The following is a 14,370-nucleotide window of genomic DNA, read 5'->3' on the forward strand; positions in this document are numbered from 1 at the left end:
ACTACCCCTCTTTTAAACCAGTCATAGAAATGCTAGAAACAAAATTGTTCTGAAAAATCAGGAATAAGATGATCAGAGGCACGCTTCCAAACACAGCAATGGCCATTATTTGGTTATAGGAGACAATCGAACTATTCTCGAATAAGGCCATTCCCAACGAGAGAGTTCGTTTCATATCATCACTGATTGAAAGAAGGGGCCAAAGATAATTGTTCCAGGTCATAACAAACGAAAAGATACCAACCGAGGTAAGGGCGGGAACTATGAGGGGCAATATTATTTTGCTGTATATGGTAAACCCGTTTGCGCCATCAATAATCGCAGAATTATAGATGTCTGCAGGAAATGTTTTCAGATATTGTTTTATGATAAAGATTCCAAGAGGAAACATCATCATGGGAATAATAAGACCTGCATATGTATCGAGAAGCCCCATCTTGTTAATCATTAAATACAGAGGAACAGCAATAACTTCAACAGGGATTATTAATGAAGAGAGGACTATCAAATAGAGCATTTTCTTGCCGGGAAATGAATAGTAGGTAAAACCGACAGCGGCCAGCGAACCGAAGAAGCAGGAAACGAACAAACTCACTGTCGAAGCAAACAAAGAATTTAGCGTATATATAAAAAAAGGTCGTGCATGAAGAGCTGTACTATAATTTTTCCATAGTAAAACACGTGGCATGAGTTTAATCGGTGTTGAGAAAACCTCATCAGGTGCCTTTAAGGACGTTGAAACCATCCAGAAAATAGGGAAAATCGTGACAACTACAAAGATCAATAATATGAAATACGCATATGCAGTATGTCGATATTTTTTAACCATCATTCCTCTCCCATTATCTTGAGTTGAAAAATTCCGATACATAAAATAATCAGGAAAAAAAGTATCGAAACGGCACAGCCCCTTCCCATCCTCGTATAGCTAAAAACTGTTTTGTAGATAAAAAGCGATAGAACCTCTGTCGAACTTGCAGGTCCCCCTTGAGTCATAATTTGCTGAAGAGAAAAGGTCTTAAATCCATTAAAGATAGAAATAACCATCACCATTGCAATGGTCGGCTTCATGACCGGGACTGTAATAAAAAACAATTGTTTGAAACGTGACGCTCCATCAATTTCCGCTGCATCGTAGTACGCCTTTGGAATACTCTGCAAACCAGCAAGCAGCAATACCATATAATAACTTACAGCATGCCACCAACTTGTTATGATAAGTGCAAGTGGAGCATATTTCACATCAGTGAGCCACGGGATTGCTTTGCCGAATAGCGGAAGCATTATCGAACTATTGATGAACCCATTGTAATTGAGAATCAGTTTCCATATCAGGGTAATGGAAACAAGTGGCAGTACCGTTGGCAAAAAGATCAATGTTCTGAACACGGACGATCCCCTGGTAATTTCTTCAAGACAATAGGCGGCGACAAAAGAAAGAAACCAGACGGGAATTACCGTGCCAAAAACATATATAAAAGAAACTCGTAGCGAGTTATAGAAATCTGGTGATTTGAATACATCAATATAGTTTTTAAATCCAATGAATACGGGTTTGCTTAACAAGTCATAATCGGTAAAGCTATAAACAAATGAGTTAACCATCGGATAGACATAGAACAAAATAATCAATAATAAACCTGGCGCTACAAAAAAAAGACCAGTAATAGATTTTGTATTCCTTCCCAGCATGCATTGCCCCTATCTATATTCCACTGGGGAAAATAAACTCCCCAGTGGTTTTAAGCATATAGCTATTTCTTTCTAATTAAGCGAATCTCTTCAGCACACTGATCAAAAGCATCCTGAACGGACATTCTTCCACTGGAAAAGTTTTCGATTGCCTTTTTGACTGCTTCCGATTCCTCTGTAAAAGTAGGGGAAGACCACACATACTGGCCATAAGCATAATCATGAACAAAGGCCGGCATGAATTTCGATTCTTTCACCGAAGGAACATCTTGCCACTCTTTTCGGCAGGTAATATAACCAGCAGCAGCAAAGAGCCCATCAGTATCGGATGTTAAGAAATTCAGGAAGTCCCACGCTTCTCTCTGATGCTTACTGCTCGAGCTCACACCGATTGCATAAGACTGAAGAAGCGTTACCGGGTGTTGAGGATCTTTTTTAGGAGGTATTGAATTTAAGGAAATTTTAAATACAAAAAGTAAAAACGGTGATTAGCTTTGGAAATTTTCTATTCGATTTTTAAATTTCTTTTAATCTGGTATAAAATTGTCTTTCGGTGTCAAACATTAAGCCAATAGGATTTTGTATTTACGATAAGAATAAATATTTAAAGTTCATCACCAGAAAAGAGTTTGGTAGTCTCCCGTATAATCAGTTGGTTCACAAGAGGCTTCCTATCGGAAGGCTGAAAACCTTCATTTAACTTCTTCAAAAGATGGTTCATTGCCTCTTCTCCCATTTCCCGATAAGGATGTCGAATCGTAGTTAACGGAGGATTTGTTATGGATGCAAGAAGAATATCATCAAAACCGACTAGTGAAATATCATCAGGAATACGTACGCCATACCGAAAAGCATTACGCATAAAACCAAGTGCCATAAGATCGCTTGCAGCGAAGATAGCCGTTGGTCGCTTTTGAGGCGCCATATCAAATATCTGCTGAAAAGCCCGTTCACCAGTCTCAAAAGAGAAGTCGCCCTTCAGCACTAAGGCCGGGTCAAAGGGAATTCCATAGTGTGAAAGAGCATCCTCATAGCCATGTTGTCGTGACCGGCTATTGTAAATATGACTTTCACCAGAAAGAAAAGCAATACGACGATGACCGAGGGTGATAAGATGTTCTACAGCAAGAAATGCCCCTTTGTTTTGGTAAAGATAAACTTTGTCGATTGACTTTGATCTGATATGTTTGTCAACAACAACTAAGGGAATACGCTTCGCATACGCTGCTATTTTCTTTTCAGAGATTTTTGGTAATACTAGAATAATTCCTTCAGCCATACGCCCACGAGCTGCTTCAATATGTTCACATTCCAACGTCTCTTTCCAATAAGCGCTACTTAAGATTATGTTGTAACTTGCACTCTTGGCAACTCGTTCCACCCCTTTTGTTAAATCAGCATAAAAAGGGTTTGAGATATCAGGAACTATCACATATACAAAAGAGCTTTTCCTATTAATCAGACTACGTGCCAGAAGGTTCGGCTGATAGTTCAAAGCTTTGATAGCGGCTTCTACTTTCTTCCGAGTTTGCATCGAGACATAGCCTGAATTATTGATAACTCGGGACACGGTCATCGTCGAAACCCCTACACGCTCTGCAATATCCTTAATTGTTGCAACCATTGATTAGTACTTCCATAACGTAATCATTTTATTAAAAGTATACTATTTTCAAAGCAAAATGAGAAGTAAAAATGTTAACCTTAACTCTTTCTTAAAGTATATGTTGAATAGTGATTATAATCGAAAAAAAGTAGGATCTTACACAAAGGGAAAAGCATCAAGACCCTACTTAGATTTCTCAAATTCTATGCGTCCTCAGGCATAATAATGATCTTTAAACCTTCACCCTTTCTCAGTTTGTCTATTCCTTCGTGAATTCTAGAAAGTGGCAATGTGTGGGAAACAACTTTTTCCAGTGGCAGTTTACCACTTTCCATGATACGGACTGTTTTTTCAAAAGATTGCTTTCCAATAAATGCCCCATAGATCTCAACTTCTTTTTTTAGCATAACACCTACGGGAATTGCAGGCTTTACGGTTTCATCATGACCAAATTGAAGCACTTTTCCACCAGCCCTTACCAACATAATTGCCAATGGCAAAAGAGGGCCAACTGCTTCAATACAAACATCGGCGCCTTTTCCCATTTCCCGAGCTACAACTTCACTGATATCTTCCTGTTTAGGATCAACCACAATATCCGCACCGCAGCCAATAGCTGCTTCACGTCTGAATTTAGCAGGCTCTGAAACAATGATCTTTGATGCACCATTAGCCTTCATAAGCATTGTAAACAATAAACCGATAGGGCCTGCACCCAAAATGACTACATATTGTCCCGGTGTAACTTTCAATTTCTCAGTGGCATTGACCACACAAGAAAGTGGCTCTGCCAATGCTGCAATCTTTACAGGTACTTTTGGATCAATTTTATACAGCGACTGCCTGGGAACGATAACATATTTTGTGTAAGCACCAGGTGAAAAAATACCTATAGTATTTGGATGGCCAGGTTCTTCACATTCTTCGTATAAGGGAATACAGTTATCGGGATATCCTCTTCGACATTCATCACAAACTCCGCACCCCGGGTGTGGATCAATGAGAACTCGTTCCCCAACTGAAAAACCTTGAACTTCGCTTCCCAATTCTACTATTTCTCCAGTGAATTCATGCCCCAGTATATTATTGAGTTTCGCCGGATGTGCAGGAGGAACTTGCAGAATATGTAAATCTGTTCCACAAATTCCGACCCCCTTAACGCGGATGAGCGCATCGGTAGCTTTAGTCAACTTTGGTTCAGAGACATCCTTTATTGTTAGCTTACCATTACCTTCGAAAACTGCTGCTTTCATTTTGTTTCTCCTTGTTTACCAATAATCTATACAAAGGCACATTAATAACTTAATGTAATTCCATTCCACCACACACATTCAAAGAAACGCCAGTTATGAAATTTGCTTCATCTGACGACAGAAAAGAAACAGCATTTGCTATATCCTCAGGCTTTGCTAAGCGCCCCAATGGAGTTCTACTTAAAAACTTAGCATTAAGCTCTTCTTCATATGATCTATTATTCAATTTAGCGGTACCAGCTATACTATTTCTTATTAATTCAGTCTCTACTGGCCCAGGACATATTACATTAGCTGTTATATTTTTTGGTCCAAGCTCTAAAGCTATAGATTGTGTAAATCCAATGATTCCAAATTTACTCGCACAATACGGACTCGTAAAGGTTTCTCCAGTTTTCCCCGCGATAGAAGAAATATTTATAATTTTTCCACTTTGCTGCTTAAGCATTTGTTTTACAACCGCCTGAGTCACCAAAAAAACTCCTTTGAGATTAAGATCCATAATCCTTTCCCAATTTTTTACATCGTAATCTTGGATTCTCCCCTTTATATCAGTGCCTGCATTATTTACTAGAACATCAATAGTCCCCCATGTATCTACGACGAGCCTGATTACATCCTCAAGGTCATTTTTTAGTGTTACATCCACTCTAAAAGCCTTGGCAACTCTTCCCTCGTTTGTAATTAAAGTAACTGTTTCTTCTGCAGCAGAAGAATTAACATCCACTACCGCAACATATGCTCCTTCGACAGCAAGTTTCTGGCTTATGGCGCGGCCAATACCACTTCCTGCACCAGTAACAAAAGCAACTTTATTTTTTAGGCGCATAACGATTCCTCCTTATTTCTATACATGCTTATTTCTTCTTTCATCAAGCAAGACGGCTAAGACAATTACGGCTCCACGAACAACCATTTGACTAGCGGGATCAATCTGAAGCATAGTCATACTATTAGTTAGAACTCCCATAATAAGAGCACCAATAAGTGTGCCGATTGCGGTACCAATTCCACCAGAGAAACTTGCACCGCCAAGGACAACTGCCGTAATAGCTTGCATCTCCCATCCACTTCCAACTCCAGGCTGACCTGAAAGCGTTCGTGAAGCTACCAAGATAGCTGCAATTCCCGTAAATAATCCAGATAATGTGTAAATCAGAATTTTCGTTTTCTTAACATTTACGCCAGAGACCTCTGCTGCAACCTGACTACTTCCTATAGCAAAAATATATGTCCCAAATTTTGTTTTGTGTAAAATAATGTACCCAATAATATAAGCAACAATAAGTATAAAAACCAAAATAGGAATTCCCAGGAAATCCCCTCCACCAATAAAATCAAACGAGCTTGAGAAACCAGTAATTGGTCGACCTTTAGATACAATAAGTGCAACACCTCGTGCTGCAGACATCATACCCAATGTAGCAATAAAGGGAGGAATTTTACCATAAGATACCGAGATACCTGTCACTGCACCAGCTAAACTTCCTGTTAGTATACCAGCAATGATTGGCACAATTATTGGATAAAAAGTACCAGTAGAATTTACTTGAGCAAACTTAGCCAAAATGACTGCAGACATTGCAATAACAGATCCACCCGATATATCAATGCCACCAGATATAATAGTAAAGGCAACGCCAATCGCCATAATTGCTACAGGGGTCTGTTGCCGCAGAATATTTGTTAAATTTCGGACAGTAAGAAATCCTGGTTTCAAAAAAGTCATTATGATCATCATAGCCAATAAAATCAGCACAGTTCCATATTTTTCAAATGCTATTCGCCAAAAGCCCTTTGAAAGGTATCTATTTCCCATTTCCTCATTACTCCTTGCTCTAAGGTGTCTAAACTGCAAATTGCTTAATATCGGTCAATTAATCAATAAACTAACTATTTTCAATACCAGTACATAATTGCATTATTTTTTCTTGAGAAGCCTTTCCAGCTTCAAGAAATCCGGCAACTTTTCCTGAACTAACAACCATAATTCTATCGCTCATTGCCAAAATCTCAGGCATTTCTGAAGAAATCATAATGATAGCCGTTCCTTTTTTTGCCAGGGCAACAAGTAATCTATGGATTTCAGCCTTTGCCCCTACATCTATCCCGCGCGTCGGTTCATCAACTATTAATACTTCAGGCTCAGTTAATAGCCATCTCCCGACAAGAACCTTTTGCTGATTTCCACCAGAAAGATTGCGAATTTTCTGATCTATTGAAGAAGCCTTTACTGAAAGCTGGTCTACTATTCTATTTACAGATTCTTCAGCTTTTCGTTGGCTAACAAATAGCGAATGACTATATCGTTGTATTGAAGCAATATAGGTATTAACAGATACGCTTAGAGGCAAAAAGCATCCACTACTCTTTCTATCTTCCGTTAAGAAAGCAAGCTTATTTCTAATTGCACTAAAAGGTGAAGTGATATCAACGGGTTTTCCATGCAAGTATATAGTACCTGATGTCTTTTTCCTTATACCGAATATCGTTTCCATAATCTCTGATCGTCCTGCACCCATAAGACCAGCAACACCAAGAATTTCCCCTCTCCGCACAGAAAAGTTAATATTCTTAAATTCATCTTTTCGTGTAAGGTTCTCTATTCGCAGAACATCTTCTCCAATTGGAACAACCTCTTTCGGAAATAAGTCAGACAGTTCTCGTCCAACCATTTGATGAACAACTTCTGTCGGATTTGTTTCAGAAGTAGCGATTGTCTCAATATGCTTGCCATCACGAAATACCGAAATACTATCAGTAATTGCAAAGATTTCATCTAATTTATGAGTTACATAAATGATTGTCTTCTTCTTTAGAACCAACTCTTTAATTATGCAAAATAATTTATTAACATCTTGGTCAGCAATTGCCGAAGTAGGTTCATCCATAAGTATTAATTCTGCATTATATGAAATAGCTTTTGCAATCTCACACATTTGTTGCTTTGCAACACTCAACTTCTTCATTGGCATATGAGGATCAATATCCGTAATGCCTAATTTCCTTAGCAACAAATTTGTTTGCTCTACCATTTTCTTTGTATCAAGTATTCTACTTTTTCTATTTACAATCTCTTTCCCCAAGAAAATATTTTGGGAAACTGTCAAATCAAGTGCAGAACTAAGCTCTTGATGAATCATAGCAATGCCCGACTGCAAAGCGTTATTTGGATTAGTAAAATTCACTTCATTGCCATTAAAGACAATCTTGCCAGAATCCTGACGATATAGGCCAAGAATAATTTTCATCAAAGTCGATTTTCCTGCGCCATTTTCGCCAACAAGCGCATGAACCGTCCCTTTTTCTACTTTTAGATTTACATGATTTAAGGCTGTGACCCCTGAGAATATTTTTGTTATATCTTGCAGCTCTAAAATGTAGCTATCATTCGTCATTGGAAAAACTCCTTAATAGCAACTCACAATTCCATCAACAGAACATGTCGGCAAAGGACACATGAAACATCAATGCGCCCCCTCTCCAGAAGGGGGCGGAAGACAATTACTATTGTATTTATTTATTGTAAATTGCCAAATACTCATCGACATTTGCAGGCATAACCAATTTGTCAGAAATCACAGAATTCTCAGCCTTCCCAGTTTTAATGAGCTCCATTGCCGTTTCAAGTGACTTTACGGCTAATGCTTTTGCATCAGCGTACATAGTGATATCAAGTCTTCCCTCTTTCATAAATGCAAGACCATTCGGAGTTGCATCAATGCCCGCCACTATATATTGATCTCTAACGCCAGCAGCCTCTAACGCAAGAACTGCACCTATTGCCATTTCATCATTGCTGGCAACAACAGCATCTATTTCAATACCAGCCTGGAGCCAATTTTCCATAATTGACATTCCCTGATCACGTTGCCAATTTCCAATTTCTTCGGCAACTATGCTTATATTGGGGTAATTACCAAGCACTTTTTTGTTCCCTTCGATTCGCTGTTGAGCAATTAGTGTCCCAGGTTCCCCAACCATTAGAGCAACATTGCCTTTACCCCCTAAAGCCTCTGCAACGGCCTGCATTTGATCGATACCAGTTCTGACAGAATCTTGGGCCACTACAGCATCCGCCTCAGCAATGGCTTGCTGAACAGCAATATAGGGAATACCTGCAGCCTTTGCCTCTTTTGCCATAGCAACGGTTGCTTCAACTTCAACAGGTTTTACGCAAATGGCATCATAGCCTTGGCTTATCCAGGTTTCTACAATACCCAACTGTGTATTTACATCCGTTTGCCCGTTCCCCAAAGCCACAGTAACCCCAGAATTTTCTTTGTCCCATTCTTTGACAGCATCCATAACAAAAGTCACCCAAAGATCATTAAAATCATTAACAGTAAATCCAATCATAATGCTATCTTTACCAGATTTCTGAGTAGCTTCCTGTTGGCCATTCGCAAACCCTAACTGCGCTACTACAATAACAACAAGAAAAACAATTAGCATCTTTTTCATTCCAAAATCCTCCTTAAAACACTTCCTCGTAATGAGGTTATTTTCCATGGGGGGGGTCACCCCCTTATGGGCAAACAATAAGGTCTTAATTGTAAGTAACTCTGCAAACTTGATAAAAAGCAGACAGAATTCTGATCTCTACACTAATGGTAGAAATTAAAGTAGTTCGTAATTCTTTAAACCTCCCTTCTTACTTCTTATTTTTACGTAATTTCGACTCTTATTTTTTGATTGTAATTTTATAACCAGAAATAATTCCCACTATCAGTTACTGTTTCTATACAATATTCTTATTAAGCTAGATCACCCTTTCTCACGGCACAGGATCAAAAAATGCAACTACCTCCAACCAATTACTCTTAAATATATGTTAAGGATAACATATATTCTTTATCTGTCAATTGTTTTTTACATCTTCATTAAACTCTATTAAATAAAAATCAGAAACTTATTATAAGTCTCATGGCTTACAAGGATATAAAATAATTCCTTTACTTGTATAATTAATAATATTTTTTTCTTAATTATTTATACTTATTGATTTTCAGAAAACACATCAAAGCAACACTCCTATCATCTTAAATTATTTCTAACGGATAATTTCTAAAATAATCTTCGATTCTCAATAGACTATTTCTCATTCTTTTAAGAATTGCAAATATGCCATAAAACATCACCTCTTGAAAGAGGAATTTTTCAAATTTTTCTTGTACCAATTGCTATACAAGAAACATCATCCTTTCTATTATGGAGTAGCTAATATTTTTTATAAACGTAAGATACTGATTAATATCTATTCTTTATCCTCCATTCAGTTTTTTCAAATGTCGTTCCATATTTTCCCGCTCATACCTATCCAGCATATCAAGATTTTCAAATATTGTTGTGAAGAAGTCAAACCGAAGCTGTAGGTCATTTAATATACCGCCGTATGATATGTGCAATAATTGTCGCGAATCATCATGATCCAAATAAGCAACAAGTTGGCCATCTGTGATCTCTGACAGTGGAGGAATTTTTTCTAATTGGCAAGTAACATGATAATACCCAGATGCGGTATCAAAAAAACATAAAGCTTTTTTATGAATCTTTCGGTATAGCGCTGGATCCGTTGTTGCAACAACTCGTAAAGCCTCCAGCCAACTTGTCCCCGATGTTTTCACATGCAGTTTCATCCGAGTCACATCTCCAATGATTCTGAAAACTGAATATTTATCGCTTCCGGAATGAACAGAAATTTTGTAAAAGCCAAAATAGTCAGCAATAGCAACATGCTGCACGAATTGTTTTCGAAATTCGTTTATATTACCCAGGTAATCAATCCCCTTTTGAAATTCTCCAATAAACCTGGGAGCAAGAGAAGTAAAGCGCACATTCAGTGCCGATAGACAAGTTGCCACAAAAAGATGGTGAAAAGGCAACGTCGGAGTCGTCGTTTCATCTATGCTGATCTCAAGATCGTAATCGTGCCCCCTTCGATCCTGAAGATGATCATCGACTATCTTCGTATAACGGATTGCCTCAAGATAGATCAATGTGCACCTTTCTATCTCTGTTTGGGAGGGAACGTACTGTTCACCCTTAATCTCCCATTTCTTTCCCAGAAAAAGATCGATGACAAAATTACGATCATCAAGAGACAATTTAGCAAATGATCTAACTATCTCATCATCAGACCATTTGAATACAGCAGGATGTAGATGATCGGAAAGATCAAGGGTTATCATCGGCATCTCGGCATCCAGGGCAAGATTAATATCCTCGATGGTTTTTAGATGATCACCATCAGCACCATAGCCACGCTCAAATCCTTCCTGAAAAACCTGAAAGCTTACCTCAGCAATAATATCACGATAATTTCGTTTTGTAAGATTAAGTTCACGAATCGATTGTTGAGCCAGAACCGGATATACCTCGCCATATGCGCTGATGGCTTGAATATGGCCGGCAGTCGCCAAGCCAATCCTATCTCCACACCCGAATGTCGTTTTTTTTGCGCGAAGGGAGATGGGCTTTGTAAAGGGAAAAAGACGGTGGAGCACTTTTGTGTTTTCCCAATTAATGGGAACAATCTGATAATATATGTTTTTATAAGATCTAATCACGCCAATAAATTGGGGTTCGATTACCTTGTCAGAAAGAAGCACCAAAAATTTTTCACTGCGTCGGACATCAAGACAAATAAAAAAAAGGGTTCGCTCCAAAACTTTTTCACTTCCTAAAATATGAATATCGTTCAGAGCTTCCGACTTATCTTTTATGCATAAAAATAATGCTTGCCTTTCCCGAAAATCTTTCTTGAAAAAACTCTTTATTCCAACATCAAAAAAAAGGCTTAATAATGTCTCTATCATAATCCTACCATGTTTCTATCATCACATGATGTATTTACTCGGCAAACAAGCCTCGCAAATAGTTGATACCCTTTTTAGCACTCAACTCCGCATCGGAATCCGGCATGTGCTCTCCCGATATGAAACCTGTGTAACCTGTGGAGTAGAGACTTTCCAGAATGGAATGAAAATCCAAATGTCCGGCTCCGGGATATAATCTATTGGAATCGGCATAATGGAAATGAAATATTCTATCCCCGGCCAAACGAATACTTTCTTCGATATTCGGTTCCTCAATATTCATGTGGAACGTATCGAGAAGCATACCTAAATTATCTGCACCTACACTCTCGATAAAGGCTAATCCTTCTCGCACCGAATGTAAGCTGTTCACTTCGAATCGGTTTATCGGTTCAAACGCGATTTCTACCGCTGATTTCCTGGCAGCAGCACAGCAGATAGAAAACGCTTCTTTCATCCACTTGATCGCTGTTTCATGGCGTATCGTTTCGGGATAGATACCGCGTAACAAACCGATAATTATGACTGCACCACATCTCTCGGCAAAGGGGATATGAGAGAGCGTCCGCTCTATGGCTTGCTCTCTCACTTTTTCATCGGGATCAGTGTATGATAGACCTTCCTCACCCCATGCTTGCCCAGTACCGATTGCCGGGATGCTTAGTCCACACTGTACTGCCAGATCAAGAATTTTGCTCTGATCAATGCATGCAGGATCACGTATGGCCAATTCAACACCGTCAAAACCCAGATCACGGATTGTCTTTATATTTTTTTCCAGGTTACCTTTAAAACTTACCGCAGAAAATTTAGCTGGATTTGTAGACAGACAAATTGATATTTTCACAGCAATCCCTCTCGATTGATCAGAGCGCAATAACACAATGGGCTGTTAGTGTTTGACAAAGGGGCCGATGGCAGGCAGTTCGTATACGGACTTCCAGCCTTCAGACCACGGTTCCTGCAAGAAAGGTGCAAGCTCATCAGGATCACGCAACGAAATTTTCTCCGTCGGGGGTAACGTTCCCGCAGGGAAGGCGTCCAGGATATCATTAACCATCATGGTCAAATATTTAAGGATAGCTGCGATGGGGCGTTTTGCTTTGTAGGGATCGGCTTTGCTGGGGAACCCAACAACACCTTCCGGTGTAGCGGCGCGTTCGATGGCACTATGCCCCTCCCCCTCCGACCAGCGATGAGGTCTTCTATAGGGATCAACAGAAAGATCAAAATGGCCGTCCGGTAAAAAACCCTCACCTACTGCATCCCGCACATATTTCATGTTAACCATTTCTTTGAACAGCAACAGGGCCGTAGAGGTCTCGGCCTCGGCCGCATGGATAAAATTCGTTTCCATGCTGTCTTTTTTATCAGTACAAAAAAAGAACTCGCGAACCGCTCTATGCCAGTCAATAACCTGTACAATCGCAGGCAACTGAAAACGTTTCATAAACTCCTGTATGGCATCTACCAGATTCCAAAGATGACCATGATTGTTTACGAGAATGATCTTTCGGTATCCGTCGTTCCACAGCCCAAGCATGGTGTAGATCACCATCTCCCTTACAATTTCTCCCGGAATGATGATCGTCCCCGGCATCCCCAGATGGTGATAAGGATGGCCACCATAGTTTATAGGAGGAAGCGCCAGATTCACTTCACGCCCCTGTTTCGCCGTATAGCGTCTTACGCCCTCACAAATCTGGGTAACCATAAAGGTATCAAGACCGGTATTGTTGTGATCGCCATGGCATTCAGAGCAGCCAATAGGAACGAGGACCACATCATTTTTTTTGCGTTTGGCAACGGCTTCCGCTCGCGGGGTATTTTGAATATATGTTCCAGCCTTTCCCAGTTCCGGTTCAGAGGGGATACCATACGCTTCCAAGACGGCATCAATCTCTTTGTCGGAGGCATCGAACAACTCCTTTTTCATCCTACCGACTCCGGTATCTTCAAAAACGATTTCAGGATAATCGGTTGTAAGCCATTTCTTCTCTTTTGCCTTCATGCTTTGAGAACTCCTTAGTTTTATTTAGCTTTACTATACTATCATCCAATGGTCTGATGATAGTATAGTAAGATTATATATCGACTTGACGATCTGTCAAGAAAAATTATAGAAATAATCAAATCCTCTGGGATAGCGTCGTATGATCTGATAATATAATGAATAAAGAATCAACAATAATGGCAAATGAGGATGTCCTTATTTACAATAGGAAGCAAAGGGAAGAATATATGGATAATGTGAAGCCTGTAAAACAAAAAACTGTAGTGTTCCAGGTAATTGAACAGCTAAAGCAGATGATTGCTACTGGGCGTCTGAAGCCAAATGAAAAGGTTCCAAACGAATATGAATTGGCAGAAATGTTCGGGGTCGGCCGATCTTCGATACGGGAAGCCTTAAAGATATTCCAGTATCTTGGTGTTGTCGAACTGAGGAATCCCAAAGGAACGTTTATTTGTGAGAATTCAAATATATCGTCGGAATCGCTTCTTTGGTCGATGTTATTAGGAAAAAAGGATTTTACCGACCTTGTGGAGCTTCGGCTCGTATTGGAGCACCAAGGGCTCTGGTACCTTATGGATCATTATAAGACAAACAAGCATCTTCTTACCTCAACAATTGATAAGTTAAACCAAGAAGTAAAAAACATGGACAAGGCAATAAAAAGCAGCGACATACAGAAACGAATCGAGGCCGATTACAATTTTCATGGACACATTATTGAAGTCTGTAATAATAACATCTTTAACAACCTCTATCGAACAATGAAATTGTTTATGTATGAAGAAATAAACACGGCGCAACGGGGCTTGGAGGATACAACATCAGTCATACAAAACCACATCGATCTTATAGAATCCATCGAGAAAGGGGATTTTTATCGGGCAACAGAAAAGTTTAGAAAGCATATTAAAGATATCGATTCTCTGTTGGATGCCGGTCTAAAACATGAACATTGATATATGTATTTACACTTTTTTTCTCATCAAA

General features: G+C 39.3%; 13 protein-coding genes. 1 reads left to right on the top strand and 12 read right to left on the bottom strand.

What is annotated here, in order from left to right:
• Position 1: 1 nt before the first annotated feature.
• The 12 genes from SPIRS_RS17420 to iolN form a co-directional block, all read right to left on the bottom strand.
• Entirely contained in the window at positions 2-832 is an 831-nt protein-coding gene (locus tag SPIRS_RS17420) for a carbohydrate ABC transporter permease (RefSeq protein ID WP_171814784.1), read from the bottom strand.
• Positions 829-1,692, bottom strand: coding sequence for a carbohydrate ABC transporter permease (locus tag SPIRS_RS17425; protein WP_013256001.1), 864 nt, complete (start codon positions 1,690-1,692; stop codon positions 829-831). The genes SPIRS_RS17420 and SPIRS_RS17425 overlap by 4 nt, the downstream gene beginning before the upstream one ends.
• A 62-nt stretch (positions 1,693-1,754) precedes the next feature.
• Entirely contained in the window at positions 1,755-2,078 is a 324-nt protein-coding gene (locus tag SPIRS_RS17430; RefSeq protein WP_041866123.1) for a type 2 periplasmic-binding domain-containing protein, read from the bottom strand.
• Positions 2,079-2,296: 218 nt separating this feature from the next.
• Positions 2,297-3,316: a LacI family DNA-binding transcriptional regulator gene (locus SPIRS_RS17435; protein WP_013256002.1), complete on the bottom strand. Its 1,020-nt coding sequence runs from the start codon at positions 3,314-3,316 to the stop codon at positions 2,297-2,299.
• 185 nt (positions 3,317-3,501) lie between these two features.
• On the bottom strand, positions 3,502-4,551 hold the full coding sequence (locus SPIRS_RS17440) for a zinc-dependent alcohol dehydrogenase (protein WP_013256003.1): 1,050 nt from the start codon (positions 4,549-4,551) through the stop codon (positions 3,502-3,504).
• A gap of 49 nt (positions 4,552-4,600) precedes the next feature.
• Entirely contained in the window at positions 4,601-5,380 is a 780-nt protein-coding gene (locus SPIRS_RS17445) for an SDR family NAD(P)-dependent oxidoreductase (protein WP_013256004.1), read from the bottom strand.
• A gap of 18 nt (positions 5,381-5,398) precedes the next feature.
• Positions 5,399-6,370 (bottom strand): ABC transporter permease, encoded by a 972-nt coding sequence (locus tag SPIRS_RS17450; RefSeq protein WP_013256005.1) that lies wholly within the window; start codon positions 6,368-6,370, stop codon positions 5,399-5,401.
• Between the two features lie 70 nt (positions 6,371-6,440).
• Positions 6,441-7,949, bottom strand: a complete 1,509-nt coding sequence (locus tag SPIRS_RS17455; RefSeq protein ID WP_013256006.1) for a sugar ABC transporter ATP-binding protein — start codon at positions 7,947-7,949, stop codon at positions 6,441-6,443.
• Positions 7,950-8,067: 118 nt separating this feature from the next.
• Positions 8,068-9,015 carry a substrate-binding domain-containing protein gene (locus tag SPIRS_RS17460; protein WP_013256007.1) on the bottom strand — a complete coding sequence of 316 codons (948 nt, stop codon included), beginning with the start codon at positions 9,013-9,015 and terminating at the stop codon, positions 8,068-8,070.
• Positions 9,016-9,815: 800 nt separating this feature from the next.
• Positions 9,816-11,369 carry a tagaturonate epimerase family protein gene (locus SPIRS_RS17465; protein ID WP_013256008.1) on the bottom strand — a complete coding sequence of 518 codons (1,554 nt, stop codon included), beginning with the start codon at positions 11,367-11,369 and terminating at the stop codon, positions 9,816-9,818.
• Between the two features lie 34 nt (positions 11,370-11,403).
• Positions 11,404-12,216 (bottom strand): 5-keto-L-gluconate epimerase, encoded by an 813-nt coding sequence (iolO, locus tag SPIRS_RS17470; RefSeq protein WP_013256009.1) that lies wholly within the window; start codon positions 12,214-12,216, stop codon positions 11,404-11,406.
• A 45-nt stretch (positions 12,217-12,261) separates the two neighbouring features.
• On the bottom strand, positions 12,262-13,380 hold the full coding sequence (gene iolN / locus SPIRS_RS17475; RefSeq protein ID WP_013256010.1) for a 3-dehydro-scyllo-inosose hydrolase: 1,119 nt from the start codon (positions 13,378-13,380) through the stop codon (positions 12,262-12,264).
• A 230-nt stretch (positions 13,381-13,610) separates the two neighbouring features.
• Here iolN and SPIRS_RS17480 point away from each other — a divergent pair, with 230 nt between their 5' ends.
• Positions 13,611-14,339, top strand: coding sequence for a FadR/GntR family transcriptional regulator (locus SPIRS_RS17480; RefSeq protein ID WP_171814785.1), 729 nt, complete (start codon positions 13,611-13,613; stop codon positions 14,337-14,339).
• Positions 14,340-14,370 lie beyond the last annotated feature (31 nt).

This window comes from Sediminispirochaeta smaragdinae DSM 11293 (assembly GCF_000143985.1).
Taxonomy (GTDB): Bacteria; Spirochaetota; Spirochaetia; order DSM-16054; family Sediminispirochaetaceae; genus Sediminispirochaeta; species Sediminispirochaeta smaragdinae.